The organism is Pseudomonas sp. Pseusp88 (assembly GCF_047303955.1).
Taxonomy (GTDB): domain Bacteria; phylum Pseudomonadota; class Gammaproteobacteria; order Pseudomonadales; family Pseudomonadaceae; genus Aquipseudomonas.
Map to the genome: position 1 here is coordinate 37,399 of NZ_JBGLYM010000034.1, position 15,483 is coordinate 52,881.

The 15,483-nt window shown below is 59.9% G+C and carries 15 protein-coding genes and 1 tRNA gene; 6 read left to right on the forward strand and 10 right to left on the reverse strand.

Going from position 1 to position 15,483, the window contains the following annotated elements:
* Window positions 1–23 precede the first annotated feature (23 nt).
* The 6 genes from yfcF to dapA form a co-directional block, all read right to left on the reverse strand.
* Window positions 24–659, reverse strand: a complete 636-nt coding sequence (gene yfcF, locus ACCD02_RS27650; RefSeq protein WP_413309037.1) for a glutathione transferase — start codon at window positions 657–659, stop codon at window positions 24–26.
* A gap of 168 nt (window positions 660–827) precedes the next feature.
* Window positions 828–917, reverse strand: a tRNA-Ser gene (locus ACCD02_RS27655).
* A gap of 91 nt (window positions 918–1,008) precedes the next feature.
* The gene (gene purC, locus ACCD02_RS27660) at window positions 1,009–1,722 is read right to left on the reverse strand and encodes a phosphoribosylaminoimidazolesuccinocarboxamide synthase (protein ID WP_413309039.1); all 714 of its coding nucleotides are present in this window, start codon (window positions 1,720–1,722) and stop codon (window positions 1,009–1,011) included.
* 28 nt (window positions 1,723–1,750) lie between these two features.
* Window positions 1,751–2,509, reverse strand: a complete 759-nt coding sequence (locus ACCD02_RS27665) for an MBL fold metallo-hydrolase (RefSeq protein WP_413309041.1) — start codon at window positions 2,507–2,509, stop codon at window positions 1,751–1,753.
* Window positions 2,509–3,624 (reverse strand): outer membrane protein assembly factor BamC, encoded by a 1,116-nt coding sequence (gene bamC / locus ACCD02_RS27670; protein WP_413309043.1) that lies wholly within the window; start codon window positions 3,622–3,624, stop codon window positions 2,509–2,511. Before bamC ends, ACCD02_RS27665 begins: the two co-directional genes overlap by 1 nt.
* 18 nt (window positions 3,625–3,642) lie before the next feature.
* Window positions 3,643–4,521, reverse strand: coding sequence for a 4-hydroxy-tetrahydrodipicolinate synthase (gene dapA, locus ACCD02_RS27675; RefSeq protein ID WP_259102682.1), 879 nt, complete (start codon window positions 4,519–4,521; stop codon window positions 3,643–3,645).
* A 316-nt stretch (window positions 4,522–4,837) separates the two neighbouring features.
* Between dapA and ACCD02_RS27680 the strand changes: the two genes are divergently transcribed.
* Entirely contained in the window at window positions 4,838–5,401 is a 564-nt protein-coding gene (locus ACCD02_RS27680; RefSeq protein ID WP_259102683.1) for a glycine cleavage system protein R, read from the forward strand.
* 9 nt (window positions 5,402–5,410) lie between these two features.
* Entirely contained in the window at window positions 5,411–5,884 is a 474-nt protein-coding gene (locus ACCD02_RS27685) for a peroxiredoxin (RefSeq protein ID WP_413309045.1), read from the forward strand.
* A 188-nt stretch (window positions 5,885–6,072) separates the two neighbouring features.
* Here ACCD02_RS27685 and ACCD02_RS27690 read toward each other — a convergent pair whose 3' ends face one another.
* Window positions 6,073–7,143, reverse strand: a complete 1,071-nt coding sequence (locus ACCD02_RS27690; protein WP_413309047.1) for an AI-2E family transporter — start codon at window positions 7,141–7,143, stop codon at window positions 6,073–6,075.
* Window positions 7,144–7,170: 27 nt separating this feature from the next.
* Window positions 7,171–7,422: a sulfurtransferase TusA family protein gene (locus ACCD02_RS27695; RefSeq protein WP_413309049.1), complete on the reverse strand. Its 252-nt coding sequence runs from the start codon at window positions 7,420–7,422 to the stop codon at window positions 7,171–7,173.
* Between the two features lie 135 nt (window positions 7,423–7,557).
* Here ACCD02_RS27695 and ACCD02_RS27700 point away from each other — a divergent pair, with 135 nt between their 5' ends.
* The 3 genes from ACCD02_RS27700 to ACCD02_RS27710 all read left to right on the forward strand — a co-directional run bounded on the left by ACCD02_RS27700 (window position 7,558) and on the right by ACCD02_RS27710 (window position 10,560).
* A complete protein-coding gene (locus ACCD02_RS27700; RefSeq protein ID WP_413309051.1) occupies window positions 7,558–8,991 on the forward strand; it encodes a M48 family metalloprotease in 1,434 nt (477 codons plus the stop codon).
* A gap of 269 nt (window positions 8,992–9,260) precedes the next feature.
* Window positions 9,261–9,701, forward strand: coding sequence for a type II 3-dehydroquinate dehydratase (aroQ, locus tag ACCD02_RS27705; RefSeq protein WP_413309053.1), 441 nt, complete (start codon window positions 9,261–9,263; stop codon window positions 9,699–9,701).
* A 4-nt stretch (window positions 9,702–9,705) separates the two neighbouring features.
* Entirely contained in the window at window positions 9,706–10,560 is an 855-nt protein-coding gene (locus tag ACCD02_RS27710) for a shikimate dehydrogenase (RefSeq protein ID WP_413309055.1), read from the forward strand.
* Window positions 10,561–10,876: 316 nt separating this feature from the next.
* Here the strand turns inward: ACCD02_RS27710 and ACCD02_RS27715 are convergent, their stop codons facing one another.
* Together ACCD02_RS27715 and quiC are read right to left on the reverse strand one after the other, a co-directional pair.
* A complete protein-coding gene (locus tag ACCD02_RS27715) occupies window positions 10,877–11,545 on the reverse strand; it encodes a TetR/AcrR family transcriptional regulator (protein WP_413309057.1) in 669 nt (222 codons plus the stop codon).
* Between the two features lie 104 nt (window positions 11,546–11,649).
* Window positions 11,650–13,572, reverse strand: coding sequence for a 3-dehydroshikimate dehydratase QuiC (gene quiC / locus ACCD02_RS27720; protein ID WP_413309059.1), 1,923 nt, complete (start codon window positions 13,570–13,572; stop codon window positions 11,650–11,652).
* Window positions 13,573–13,879: 307 nt separating this feature from the next.
* Between quiC and ACCD02_RS27725 the strand changes: the two genes are divergently transcribed.
* Window positions 13,880–15,214 (forward strand): MFS transporter, encoded by a 1,335-nt coding sequence (locus ACCD02_RS27725; protein ID WP_413309061.1) that lies wholly within the window; start codon window positions 13,880–13,882, stop codon window positions 15,212–15,214.
* Window positions 15,215–15,483 lie beyond the last annotated feature (269 nt).

The following is a 15,483-nucleotide window of genomic DNA, read 5'->3' on the forward strand; positions in this document are numbered from 1 at the left end:
GCTTTTTCATGTTCGCAGAATTGTTACTGAATCTCCGGTCGCGGCAATTTCACCCACTCCTGTACTGTCGGCCGCTGCCATTGGCGCTGTGCATATTCCACCAGCGCAGAGGGCACTTCGTCGCCATTGAGAATCAGCCGATTCAGCATCAGGGCCAGGTCGACGTCAGCAATCGACCATTGGCCGAACAGGTAATCCGGATTGCGCGCCAGCAGCACCTGAGCTGCGGCGAACAGCTTGTGCGCTGCAGCTTCGGCAGCAGGCGACAATAGCGCCCCCTTCACGCCGTAGAACACCACCAGCGTGGAGCGCTCCTGCCGGATCGGCAGCAGATCGCTGCGCAGCCAGGCCTGCACCTGCCGCGCTTTTGCCCGCAACTGACGGTCCCGTGGGTAGACCGGCGTCTGCGGAAGCACCTCTTCCAGGTACTCGGTGATCGCCGAAGATTCGGACAAGGCAAAATCGCCATGCACCAGCGTCGGCACCCGCTGGGTCAAGGACAGGCTGGCATAGCCTTCTTCCTGGTTTTCCGATTTATCCAGGTCCAGGGCGACCATCTCGAACTCGATACCTTTCTCGCGCAACGTGACGAAGGTCGACAGGGCGTAAGGGCTGGTGAGCTGGGCGTCAACGTAAAGCTGCAGGCGGGAGTTGGGCATCGCACGATCTCCATATTCGATGGTGATCAAGCTACTGTATCCGGGGACTTAAATAAAATTCGGGATTTTTATGGGGGCATTCCTGGGGGGAATGGTGAACCGCTCCCCTATCCTTCCCCCAAATGCAAAAAGCCCCGAGTGCGTAAACACTCGGGGCTTTTCGATATATGGCGGAGAGATAGGGATTCGAACCCTAGGTACTGTCGCCAGTACAACGGATTTCGAATCCGTCCCATTCGGCCACTCTGGCATCTCTCCAACGGCGCGCATGATAACAGCTTAAATGGAGAATGCTAGCATTTTGTCCAAGTTTTTTTCGTGCTATCAAGCGCTTGCGTCGTTTTGCAGGTTACAGCGGGACGCCCAGGCGGTGGGCGACTTCTTCGTAGGCTTCGATCACGCCGCCCAGACCCTGGCGGAAGCGGTCCTTGTCCATTTTCTTGCGCGTGTCCTTGTCCCACAGGCGGCAGCCGTCCGGGCTGAACTCGTCACCCAGGACGATGGAGCCGTCGCTGAACACGCCGAATTCCAGTTTGAAGTCGACCAGCAAGAGGCCTGCGTCGTCGAACATTTTGCTCAGGACTTCGTTGACCTTGAGCGACAGTTCTTTCATGCGAACCAGTTGCTCGGCGGTGCCCCAACCGAACGCCACCACGTGGGATTCGTTGATGAACGGGTCACCCATGGCGTCGTTCTTGAGGAACAGCTCGAAGGTGTACGGATTGAGCTTGGTGCCCTCTTCGATGCCCAGGCGCTTGACCAGGCTGCCGGCGGCGTAGTTACGCACGACGCATTCGACCGGGATCATGTCCAGCTTCTTGACCAGGCATTCGTTGTCGCCCAGCAGCTTGTCGAACTGGGTCGGCACGCCTGCGGCTTCGAGCTTCTGCATGATGAAGGCATTGAACTTGTTGTTCACCATGCCTTTGCGGTCCAGTTGTTCGATGCGCTTGCCGTCGAACGCCGACGTGTCGTTGCGGAACAGCAGGATCAAACGGTCAGCGTCGTCAGTGGTGTACACCGACTTGGCTTTGCCGCGGTAGAGTTCTTCACGTTTTTCCATGATGGGCTCCGCTTGCTAAGTAGATGGGCTAGGCGATATGTCGCCAGTCGAGCCCTGAATCTTGATCGGCCAGTTGCAGCCAGTCCGGGTCGCACCCGAGGGTGTCGACAAAACATTGCCGGGCCAGCTGCGGCAGGTTGTTCTTGCTGCTCAGATGGGCCAGCACCAGGTGCTGTAAATCCTGCCATCCCAGCTCACTCACCAGATTGGCGGCCTGGTGATTGTTCAAATGTCCTCGTTCGCCACCGACCCGCTGCTTGAGAAAGTACGGGTAATGACCCCGGGCCAGCAGGTCACGGCAATGGTTGGCTTCGATCATCAAGGCATCGAGGCCTGTGTAGCTGTGCAATATCGACTCGCAGTACGAACCCAGGTCGGTCAGGACGCCAAAGCGCCGCTTGCCATCGCTGAACACGAACTGGGTCGGCTCCAGCGCATCGTGGGCCACTGCCACCGCGTCGATGGTCAGTGCGCCGATCTGCAGCTGCTGGCCGCCGCCGAGCAATCCGGCAACTTCCAGTGGCTTTCGCAACCCGCGCAGGGTGCCACTGCTGAGATAGACCGGCAAATTGTAGCGCCGGGACAGCAAACCCACGCCATGCACATGATCAGCGTGTTCGTGGGTGACCAGAATAGCGCTCAATTGATGGGCACTGAGCCCGAGCCGGGCCAGGCGTCGCTCGGTTTCCCGCAGGGAGAAACCGCAATCGACCAGCACGCAGGTAGTGTCGCTTGCGACCAGCGTGCCGTTTCCCTGGCTACCGCTTCCCAGAACCGCGAAACGCATTAACCCAGGTTGTCTTGAATCACACCCAATACCCGGCGGGCGATATCGCTCGGCGCCACGGTATTGATGTTCTTCTCGACGGTGACCTGGACGCTGTCACCCACTTTGCTCAGACGCACCTGATAACGCTGGGCACGGGCATCGATCTCTTCCTTGGTGGTCTTGCTGCCGAACAGACGGCCGAAGAAACCAGGCTGGTTTTCCGGACGATCGGCGCGTTCCGCCAGGTTGATGTAGTACAGGCCGAGGCTGCGGTTGATATCTTCCACACGCCATTCACCCTGGTTCAACGCACGGCCGACGCTCGACCAGGCGCGATCCAGGTCGGAGCCGACGTTGAGTACCGGGTTGCCGCTGCCGTCTTCGCTCAGGGCCACACGGCTCGGGGCGTCGAAGTCACGCGCAGCGAGCAGGGAGATCGAACTGCCCTTCTCGGCGCCGCGGCTCATGCTGGCCAGCATGTCGTCGGTCAGTGCCGAGTCCAGGCCAAGGTTGACAGTACGCGCCGGGAAATCGCTCTCGGTGGTACTGCCGGCCGGGCGCTCGAGGCTGACCACGAAGATTTCACTGGTGTTGCGCTGCACCCCGGGCTCGATGCGTACCCGCACGCGGGTTTCGCTGTCGGCGGACAGGCCGCTGGCCTTCAGGCGCGTGGACACGGCGCCGGACAGTTCGTCCAGGCGCTGCCAGGTGGTGTTGAATTCACCGGTCTGCGGGCGGTCTTCGGCAATGCGGAAGCCGTTGTCCTCGAAGTACTGGTGAGCAATCGGCCAGACTTCGGCAGGCGAACGCTGCGCGAGGATCCAGCGCGCGTCGCCGTTCTTCTGCAGGCTGAAATCGCTGGACTCGGCCACGGTGGACAGAGGCTGCGGACGCGGCACGATGAATTCGCCTTTCACTGTTTCATCAGCGACATTGCGCGGAATCGGCAGCAAAGGGTCCAGACGCTTGCGCGTGGCAACGTCAGAAGGCAGCTGCATCGGAGCAGTCTGGTTCGCTTCCAGGTAATCACTGCTGCGATCCCGGAAGTAGCCCTCAGGACCCCAAACCCAGGAACAGCCGCTGGTGCTGGTGATAATCAAGGCAAGTGCGGAAAGTCCGGCCAATCGCTTCATTGCGTAATACTTCCTCAATTAAACCAATACGCCGGACTGGCGCAGGGCCTGACGCAGCGGTTCGTGGCAGGGTTCGCTGAGCCAGGTGAGCGGCAGACGGATACCGTCCGGCATCATGCCCATTTCATGCAGAGCCCATTTCACGGGAATAGGGTTGGATTCGATAAACAGGGTTTTATTGAGCGGCATGAGCTTTTCATGGATCGCCCGGGCGGTGACGGCGTCACCGCGCATGGCGGCGGCGCACAGATCGCTCATGGCCCGCGGCGCGACGTTGGCCGTCACGGAAATATTGCCCTTGCCGCCCAGCAGGATCAGCTCGACCGCCGTGGCATCGTCACCGGAATAGACCAGGAAGTCGCTGCTCACGCCAGCCAGGATGTCCTTGGCGCGCTGCAGGTCGCCCGTGGCTTCCTTGATGGCGATGATGTTTTTCACGGTGGACAGACGGATCACAGTCTCTGCCTGCATGTCACAGGCGGTACGGCCTGGCACGTTGTAGAGGATCTGCGGGATGTCGACCGCTTCGGCGATATGCCGGAAATGCTGGTACAGGCCTTCCTGGGTCGGCTTGTTGTAGTACGGAGTCACCAGCAGGCAGGCATCGGCACCGGCGTTCTTGGCATTGGTCGTCAGCTCGACGGCTTCGCGCGTCGAATTGGCCCCTGTGCCGGCAATGACCGGAATACGCCCTGCTACCTGGGCGACCACGCGACGGATCACTTCGATGTGCTCATTGACATCGAGAGTGGCCGATTCACCTGTAGTGCCAACGGCAACAATGGCGTTGGTGCCCTCTTGCAGGTGAAAGTCCACCAGTTTGCTCAGGCTGTCCCAGTCAAGACGACCCTGTGCATCCATTGGTGTGACCAGTGCCACCATACTGCCCGCAATCATGCAACCGCTCCTGCCGGAAAAAGAGAGCGGTAATGGTACTGGCGCCATCGGCCTTGTACAAGCGAAGTACCGTGCTCTGAGCATTCCCCTGAGCGATGGTTTTCGCTACCCTTCGTTCTTTGATTGGTACGGGTCATCTGTCGGCCTCGTTCAATCGATCGTTTTTACTGCCGCAAGCCCCGTCCCTGCGCTGTCCACTCGCCTTTTCCAAGCGATCAGGCGGCGCCGGTCGTGGTGGGTTTCCAGCGATTTCGATCAACGAACGACTCACGCAAGCCCGCTTACGTACCGACCACTCATCGCTTAGGAATGCTGCATGTCGTCCACCCCCACAGTCCGCGAACAATTCCTTGTCATCAGTGCCCTCGGGGCCAACCCCATGGAGCTGACCAACGTGCTGTGCCGCGCCAGCCACGAGAGCCGTTGCTCCGTGGTCAGCTCGCGTCTGACCCGTCATGGCGAGTACAGCGCCCTGATCCTCCAGGTTTCCGGCAGCTGGGACGCCCTGGCCCGCCTGGAAGGCAGCCTGCCGAGCCTGGGCAAGAAACACACCTTCACCATCAGCGTGGTGCGCAGCGCCACCCTGGAGAGCCGTCCCGAGGCCCTGCCTTACGTGGCATATGTCAGTTCCGCGTATCGTCCGGACATCATCAATGAACTCTGCCAGTTCTTCATGGATCACAATGTCGAGCTGGAAAACCTGATCTGCGATACCTATCAGGCTCCGCAGACCGGTGGCACCATGCTCAACGCAACCTTCACCGTCACCTTGCCTGCCGGGACGCAGATCAGCTGGCTGCGCGATCAGTTCCTCGATTTCGCCGACGCGCTGAACCTCGACGCCCTGATCGAACCCTGGCGCCCACAAGCTCCCATGTAAGGAATCGTCATGGCTGTTGCCGTCGATCAACCCGTAGTCAATTTCGAAGCACCGGCCACTGGCGGCCAGACCGTCAGCCTGTCGGCCTTGAAGGGCCAACAGGTGGTGATCTATTTCTATCCCAAGGACAGTACGCCGGGCTGCACCACCGAAGGCCAGGGCTTTCGCGATCATTACGCACAGTTCCAGGCGGCCAACACGCTGATCTATGGCGTGTCCCGTGACGGCATCAAGTCCCACGAGAACTTCAAGGCCAAGCAGGAATTCCCCTTCGAGCTGATTTCCGACAAGGACGAAGCCGTTTGCCAGCTGTTCGATGTGATCAAGCTGAAGAAGCTGTACGGCAAGGAATACATGGGCGTGGACCGCAGCACCTTCCTGATCGACAAGGACGGCGTGCTGCGTCACGAATGGCGCGGGGTCAAGGTGCCGGGCCATGTGGCCGAGGTGCTGGCCAAGGCTGAGGCCTTGAACAAGGGCTGATTCTGCTCAGCCACAGATCGGGCAGGCGCGAAATCCATGGGAGCGGATTTATCCGCGAATTGGCCGGTACATTCGACGCATATGCATCGTCTGGAAAACTGCCTTCGCGAATGAATTCGCTCCCACAGGGTCTGCTCCCACCCGGTCTGCGCCAATCCACCCTATGAATTGGCAGCAAGAACAACGTATTACAACAATGGCGCAACCGAAGGCTCATTCCTCGGCCAGGCATCCAGCACGGCCTTGAACAGCGTTGCCAGGGGTATCGCAAAGAATATCCCCCAGAAGCCAAACAACCCGCCAAATAACAGTACTGCGCAGATGATCGCCACCGGGTGCAGGTTCACAGCGCCGGCGAACAACAACGGTACCAGCACGTTGCCGTCGAGCATCTGGATGATCCCGTACACCGCCATCAGATAGATGAACTGGTCGCTCCAGCCCCACTGGAACAGCGCGATCAGGGTCACCGGTACCGTCACTACCACGGCGCCGACATAGGGCACCACCACCGACAGACCCACCAGCATCGCCAGCAGGGCAGCGTAATTGAGGCCCATGGTGACGAAGGCGATATAGGTCACCCCACCGCACAAGACGATCTCGATGACCTTGCCGCGAATGTAATTGGCGATCTGCCGGTTCATTTCCTGGGCTACCCGGGTGATCAGCGTGCGTTCCCGAGGCAGATAACCGACAACCCAGCGCGCAATCAGATGGCGGTCCTTGAGGAAGAAGAACACCAGAATCGGCACCAGTACCAGATAGATCATGACGTTGACCAGCATCGGCAGACTGGACAGAGAGAAAGTCAGTGCCAGTTGGCCGAACTTGCCGATCTCGCCCCGGGCAACTTCGATGGCATGCAGCACCTGCTCGTCGGAAACCAGATGCGGGTAGCGCTCAGGCAGCAGCAACAGTAACGATTGCCATTTGATCAGCATGCCCGGCAATTCGTTGAACAAGGTAATGACCTGATGCCACAGCAATGGCACCAACACCAGCATGATCACCGCCAGCACGCCCATGAAGAGCATGAACACCAGACCGACGGCACCTGATTCAGGCATCCGCAGGCGTTCCAGCAGGTTGACCATGCCCTGCATCAGGAAAGCCAGGACCATCCCGGCCAGCACCGGCGCCAGCATGCCGCCGAGTTTCAGGACAACGGTAAAGGCCACGACCAGCAAGACTGCAAGCACCACCGCTTCTTCATCGGAGAAGTAGCGTTGCATCCAGTCGCGAAGCACCTTGAACATCAAACATCCTTTTTACAGAGAAATTAATCAGGCTTTGCGCAACCAGTAGCGATAAACCCCGGCTTCGACCTGTTCATGTAACAGTGTGTGTCCCGCCAACCTTGCGAAAGTACGAAAATCGCGCTGGGAACCGGCATCGGTGGCGGTCACCTTGAGCACCGCGCCACTGGCCAGGCGATTGAGTTCCATCTTGGCCTTGAGCAACGGCAGCGGGCAGTTCAGCCCGCTGGCATCGAGCTCCGCGTCGCATACGGCGGGACAGGCTACAGCGTCAGACATCATTTATCTCCGGGCAGGCACATTGGATTGCACCTGAATTAGCAGTTTCATACACGACCGCCAGAATACCCGACTCTGGTCAGCAAGCCATGCAGGCAGCTACAGTAAGACCTTTCTGCCTCTCGAGCTTCATGCATGAATTTCCTGCGCCCTACCCTGCTGACGCTTGCCTGCCTGTTCGCTGCGCCCGGTTTTGCCGACGACCTGCCCGCGCTGGGCGATGCCAGCTCCGCCATTGTCTCCCCTGAACAGGAGCACGCCCTGGGTCGTGCCTGGCTGGCGATGCTGCGCAGCCAGGTGCAGCAGCTGTCCGACCCGATCCTCAAGGACTACGTCGAGACCTCGGTCTACCGTCTGGCGGAAACCAGTCAGGTCCAGGACCGTCGCCTCGAGTTCATCCTGATCAACAGCCCGGAACTCAACGCCTTCGCCGCACCCGGCGGGATTGTCGGCGTCAACGGCGGGCTGTTTCTCAACGCCCAGACCGAAGGCGAGTACGCCTCGGTACTGGCCCACGAACTGGCGCACTTGTCGCAACGCCACTTTGCCCGTGGCGTCGAGGCTCAGCAGCGCATGCAGGTGCCAGTGATGGCCGCCCTGCTGGCAGGTGTGGTGATGGCTGCTGCCGGCGCCGGTGATGCCGGCATCGCGGCGATTGCCGGCTCCCAGGCAGCGGCGATCCAGGAACAGCAGCGCTTCTCCCGGCAGAACGAGCAGGAAGCCGACCGGGTCGGCATCATGAACCTGGAAAAGGCCGGTTATGACCCTCGCAACATGCCGACCATGTTCGAGCGCCTGGCCCGCCAATACCGCTATAACAAGACCCCGCCGGAATTCCTGCTGTCCCACCCGGTCACCGAGTCGCGCATCGCCGACACCCGTAACCGCGCCGAGCAGGCCAAGCCCGGCGGCAAGGAAGACAGCCCGCTGTATCAGCTGATGCGCGCCCGTATCGCCTTGTTCTACGAAGAAACCCCGGGCATCGCCGCGCAGCGTTTCCGCGCGCAACTGGCCGAAAACCCCAAGGCCCCGGCCCCTCGCTACGGCCTGGCCCTGGCCCAGATCAAGGCCGGTCAGCTCAATGAAGCCCGGGAAGAGCTCAAGCCACTGCTGGCCGCAGAGCCCAATAACATCACTTACAACCTGACCCAGATCGACCTGGATATCACTAATAACCGCCTGCCCGATGCGCTGAAGCGGGTCGAGCACATGCTTGATATGTTCCCGGACAACTATCCACTGCGTCAGAGCCGTATCGATGTGTTGCTCAAGCTGAACCGCAATGCCGACGCCGAGAAAAGCCTCGACAGCCTGCTCAAGAGCCGTCCTGATGACCCGGATGTCTGGTACCTCGTCGCCGAAACCCGCGGCCTGAACGGCAATACCATCGGCCTGCACCAGGCCCGTGCCGAATACTTCGCGCTGATGGGCGACTACCGCCAGGCCATTCAGCAACTGGACTACGCCAAGCGCCGGGCCAACAACAACTTCCAACTGGCATCACGTATCGATGCGCGGCAGAAGGACTTGATGGATCAGGAGCGGGCGGTAAAAGAGATGATGAACTAGAGATCTGCAGGTCGGACTCTGTAGCAGACAATACTGTGGGAGCGAATTCATTCGCGAATGCGGTATTTCAGGCGATGAAAGTGGGTCGGATGTGCCAGCCCCTTCGCGAATGAATTCGCTCCCACAATTCGTCCACCCAATTCACTCCCACATCCCGAGAAAGTGTTCACTAATCGAACACTTTCACCCCTGCCTTTCCCGCCCTTGATTGACAGAAATTAACCATCCAGTACATTTTCTCCAAAAGCTATAACAACGGAGAAAACCTGATGTCTCGTACCCTCCTGGTGCTCAACGGCCCTAACCTGAACCTGCTCGGCACTCGTGAGCCAGCGACCTACGGCTACGAAACCCTGGCCGATATCCAGGCGTTGTGCAGCCGTACCGGCGACACCCTTGACCTGAAGATCGAGTTTCAGCAGACCAATCATGAAGGCCAGTTGCTCGACTGGATTCACCAGGCCCGCGGCCGCGTTGCGGGTATTGTCATCAACCCTGCCGCCTGGACCCATACCTCGGTCGCCATTCGCGATGCCCTGGTCGCCAGTGAGGTGCCGGTCATCGAAGTGCATCTGTCCAACGTGCACAAGCGCGAAGAGTTTCGCCATCACTCGTTTGTCTCAGGCATTGCCGTCGGCGTGATCTGTGGCCTGGGTAGCAACGGCTATCGGATGGCCATCGAACATTTTGCCCATCTACTCAAGGCTTGATCCCATGCCCAAGACTCCCTCCATCCTCGCGGGCCTGATCGGCTCTGGCATTCAGGCTTCACTGACGCCATCCATGCATGAACAGGAAGGCGACGCCCAGGGCATCCGCTATCTGTACCGCCTGATTGACCTGGACGTCCTGAAACTGGACAGCAACAACCTCGAAGAGCTATTGGTCGCCGCTGAGCGCACCGGTTTCACTGGGTTGAACATCACCTTCCCGTGCAAGCAAGCGATTATCCCGCTGCTCGACGAGCTGTCTGCCGAAGCCAGGGGCATTGGTGCGGTGAATACCGTAGTGTTCAAGGATGGCCGGCGCATCGGCCACAACACCGACTGCCTGGGCTTTGCCGAAGGCCTGCGCCGTGGCTTGGGTGAGGTTGCAAAAGGCCGGGTGGTGCAAATGGGCGCTGGCGGTGCCGGGGCAGCAGTCGCCCATGCGCTGCTCAAGGAAGGGGTCCGGCAGCTACAGATTTTCGATGTCGACGCCGAACGCGCGCGCAGCCTGGTCAATAACCTGAACCAGCACTTCAACGGCAGCCCGGCCCAGGTCGGCCTCGACCTGGCTGCGGCCCTGGCCAGCGCTGATGGCCTGGTCAACACCACGCCCATGGGCATGGTCAAGCTGCCGGGCATGCCGGTGCCCAAGGCGCTGCTGCACGGCGGGCTATGGGTCGCGGAGATTGTCTACTTCCCGCTGGAAACCGAACTGCTGCGCGAAGCCCGATCCCTGGGTTGCCGCACTCTGGACGGCGGCAATATGGCGGTGTTTCAGGCGGTCAAGGCGTTTGAGCTGTTCAGCGGCGTCAGCGCCGATGCCCGGCGCATGCTTGATCATTTCAGTCGGCTGACCGCCTGATCGATACAGGCGCTGGTCCAGGCATTGTGGGTGCTTGTTTGCTGTGAAGCCAGAACGGCCCCTTCGCGGATGAAGCCGCACAGTAGCGCGTGAATATCGTCGGTTCTGTGGGAGCGGATTCATCCGCGAAGGGGCCGGTACATCCAATGAATATTTGTCGCCTGGAATACCGTTTTCGCGAATGAATTCGCTCCCACAGTAGTGCGTGCATATCGTCGGATCTGTGGGGTTCATCCGCGAAGAGGCTGCTCCGGCTTTACAGCAAACATAGAATCTCCCACGATTCACGGCTACACAATTCCCCCTGAAAATCTGATCAGGCCTGGATATAGCGCAACACCGACTCACAGATCACCTGTTTCTGCCGCTGCTTGATCTCCTGGTCAGACAAATCAATCTGAAATATCTCACTGAAGGTATGGCGATTGGACACTCGGTAGAAGCAGAACGAACTCATCAGCAAATGCACGTCGATGGCTTCCAGCCCAGGCCGGAAGACCCCGGCGGCCTCGCCCCGACGCAGGGTTTCATCGAGCAGGCTACGCACGTTGCCGCTCATCGAGCGAATATTGGTCGACTGCTTGACGTTCTCGCCGTAGTGAATGTTCTCGATACAGACGATGCGCACGAAATCCACGTTGCTGTCGTGGTGGTCGAAGGTGAACTCCACCAACCGCTGGATCGCCGCCCGGGGCTCCAGCGCGCCCAGATGCAGTTGGGCCTCGGTGTGGCGAATATCACCGTAGAGTTTCTCCAGCACCTCGACGTACAACTGCTCCTTGCTGTTGAAGTAGTAATAAATCATGCGCTTGGAGGTTTTCGTGCGCTCGGCAATGGCATCCACTCGCGCCCCCGAAAGGCCCTGCTGGACAAATTCAGTAATCGCGGCCTGAAGAATGTCCTGACGGGTTTTTTCCGGATTGTTTTTGCGACTTTTGCGAGGCTCTTCAAGCGAAGGCTCGGGAAGTTCGACGGTCATGGTCATACAGCGCTCACGGCAAATAGACACGGTAGCGCTGATTATGGCCCTCGCCGCGTAACGAAGAAACCGGGCGGCGCAACTCTCCTTGCGCCACCCGCCGCAAGTGCCTACAAGCGCGCCTGGGTAACTCCGCCGCTGCGCACCTTGGCCATGGCCGCCAATCGCACCGCCACGTTGGCCGCACCGTAGCCGACATAGCCGTTCTTGCGCTGCAGCAACTCGAAGAAGAACCGCCCTTCGAACGGCTCGGTGTAGACATGGAACAGCTCGCCGCCCTGTGCATCGCGGTCATACAGCACGTTGTAATAGGCCAATTCGCTCAGATACTCGTCGTCGAAGTCGAAGCGCGCCGCCAAATCGTCGTAGTAGTTGAGGGGAATCTGCAACAGCGGCACGCCTGCGGACTTGGCCCGCTCGATCTCGGCGAACAGGTCTTCGCAGGCGAAGGCGATATGGTGCACGCCTGAGCCACGATAACTGGACAGCGCGTGGGAAATCGCCGTATTGCGGTTTTCCGAAATATTCAGCGGCAGTCGGACCGAGCTGCAACGGCTGCGCACCGCCCGACTTTTCACCAAGCCATAAGGGTCGGGCAGCACCACTTCGTCGTCCGCTTCGAAATCCAGCAGGCTTTTATAGAACAGTACCCAGCTGTCCAGGCTCTCGGCAGGCAAGGCCATGGCCATATGGTCGATGCGTTGCAGATGGCCGCTTTGCCTGGCCTGAGGGTTTAGGATGAAGTCCGTCTCGTAGATGCTCTGACCAGCCTCGGCCTTGCCGATCAGATAGATCAGACTGCCATCGGGCGCGCGCACTGCCGGAACTTCCCGCTCGTTGGGCCCGACCAGGCCACGATAGGGCTGGCCCTTGAACTGGCGGGCGCGTTCCAGTGCCTTGGCGCCATCATCAACCCGCAAGGCCGTGGCGCACAGAGACGGGCCGTGGGCCTCGAAAAAGCCGTGGGCAAAGGAGTATGGCTCGGCATTGAGCACGATATTGATATCACCCTGACGCATCAGGCTGACGTCCTTGGAGCGATGCTGCCCGGCCCTGGCGAAGCCCAGACGCTCCAGCCAACCGGCGAGGCGATTGCCCTGCTCGCCATCCACGGCAAACTCGAGAAACTCGACGCCGTCATAGGCACTGGCCGGTGGCGGCGCGAAAAGCTGTTCGAGATCCACGGCAGGCGCCAGTCCCTGGGCAGCTTCGGCTTCCAGTCGGTTGCGGGTTTTCTCTTCCAGATACAGCAGCGAGCGCAGGCCGTCGGCGGCGTTGCTGCGGGTCGGGGCGGCGCGGAAGCCGTCGTTGAAGATCTCCAGAGACAACGGCCCCTTGTAGCCGCTGCGAATGATCGGTGCGAGAAAGCCTGCCAGATCGAATTCGCCCTGACCGGGGAAGCAGCGGAAATGCCGGCTCCACTCCAGTACATCCATGGCCAGTATCGGCGCGTCGGCCATTTGCACGAAGAAAATCTTGTCGCCGGGAATCTGCGCAATGGCGCTTGGGTCGCCCTTGAGCGACAGGGTGTGGAAGCTGTCGAGCAGCACGCCCAAGGCCGGATGATCGGCCTGACGCACGATATCCCAGACCTGCTGATAGGTATTGACATGCTGGCCCCAGGCCAAGGCTTCATAACCGATGCGCAGCTGGCGCGCCCCTGCCCGCTCGGCCAGCAGGCGCAGGTCGTCGATCAGCACCTGCTGCTCGCCAATGGAGTCGGCCGAGGCGTTACTGCACACCAGCACCAGGTCGGTACCCAGTTCCTGCATCAGGTCGAACTTGCGCTCGGCCCGTTCCAGGTTGCGCTGCAGACGCTCGCGGCGGCAGCCTTCGAAGTCGCGGAATGGCTGAAACAGCGTGATGGCAATGCCCAGGTCGGCACACATCTGCCGCACTTCCCGGGGGCTGCCCGCGTAGTACAGCAGGTCATTTTCGAAGATCTCCACACCGTCGAATCCGGCGGAGGCGATGGCTTCAAGCTTTTCCGGCAGAGTTCCGCTCAAAGAGACGGTGGCAATCGAGCGCTGCATTGTTCAGCTCCTTTGTAGAGAAGGCCCGTCGTGTTGAAAACACCGAACCGGAGACGAATCAGGGATAGAGGGATTATTGATGGGCACGGGGAAGCGGTAAATATATAGTGTACGAACTGGTTAGTTTTGTGTTCGATTATCGCCCAAAATAGCCTTTGGCGAATTGACGGTTTTTCTTGCGGTGCGCAACATCGACACCACCTTGCAGTGCCTGTGTGCAACATGAGCCGTATTTGGCAGTCGCCCAGCCACGCAACAACCACCCAGCAACAAACCAATAACAATTTCAAAAAACGGGTCCAAGCAGATGATGCAATCTCATAGCTCACCGCTGGGGACGAAAAACGTCTCCCCTCATGCCGGCATCGGCGACAAGATCCGCGGCGCCATGGCCGTCGGTAAAACCCGCTGGGGCATGCTCGCTCTGGTGTTCTTCGCCACCACCCTCAATTACATCGACCGCGCCGCCCTCGGCGTCATGCAACCGATCCTCGCCGATAAGATGAGCTGGACGGCGATGGACTACGCCAACATCAACTTCTGGTTCCAGGTCGGCTATGCCGTGGGCTTCCTGTTGCAAGGGCGGTTCATCGACAAGGTCGGCGTCAAGCGCGCCTTCTTCCTCGCCGTACTGCTCTGGAGCCTGGCGACTGGCGCCCATGGCCTGGCCACTTCGGCGGTGGGTTTCATGGTCTGCCGCTTTATTCTCGGCCTTACCGAAGCGGCCAACTACCCGGCCTGTATCAAGACCGCCCGGACCTGGTTCCCCGCCGGCGAGCGGGCTCTGGCCACCGGTATTTTCAATGCCGGGACCAACGTCGGCGCCATGCTGACCCCGGCGCTGCTGCCGTTGATTCTTTCGGTCTGGGGCTGGCAGGGCGCGTTCCTGTCGATGGCCGCGCTGGGCGTCGTCTGGCTGGTGTTCTGGGGCCTGAAGTACTACGCACCGGAAGATCACCCGAGCGTCAGCGCCAGCGAACTGGAATACATCCAGCACGGCGCCGAGCCCGTGCAAAAAGGCGCACCCCTGAGCCAGATCCTGCGCATGCGCGGTACCTGGGCTTTCGCCCTGGCCTATGCCATTACCGCGCCGGTGTTCTGGTTCTACCTGTACTGGCTGCCGCCGTTTCTCAATCAACAGTACAACCTGGGCATCAGTGTTTCGCAGATGGGCATTCCGCTGATCATCATCTGGCTGACCGCTGACTTCGGCAGCGTCGGCGGCGGCATTCTCTCCTCATGGCTGATCGGCCGCGGCGTCAAGCCGATTACCTCGCGCCTGATCTCGATGCTGATCTTCGCCTGCGCCATCGGTTGCGTGGTCTTCGCTGCCAACGCCAGCGGCCTGTGGATCGCTGTCCTGGCCATCTCCCTCGGGGTCGGCGCGCACCAGGCCTGGACCGCCAATATCTGGAGCCTGGTGATGGACTACACACCCAAGCACATGATGAGCACAGTGTTTGGCTTCGGTGGCATGTGTGCGGCCGTTGGCGGCATGTTCATGACCCAGATCGTCGGCTATGTGCTGACGGTGACCCACAACAACTACACCGTGCTGTTCACTATCATCCCGGCCATGTACTTCATTGCCCTGACCTGGCTGTTCTTCATGGCACCGCGCAAGGTTCCGGAACTCGACTGACGCGCCCATCAGGGGCCTGAAAACAGGCCCCAGCAGGATCGGTGTGCACGCCGAAAAATGTACGAACCAGTTAATTACTAATAAATACAAGAAAGGTCCACTGCAATGCGCTCATTCCTGACACGTAATCCGCGTTTGATCTCCGGCACCCTGGCCCTGGCCGCCGTCGCGGGCGGCATGCCCTTGAACAGTCAGGCCGAAGGCTTTATCGAGGACAGCAAAGCCACGCTCACCCTGCGCAATGCCTACTTCAACCGCAACTTCACCAA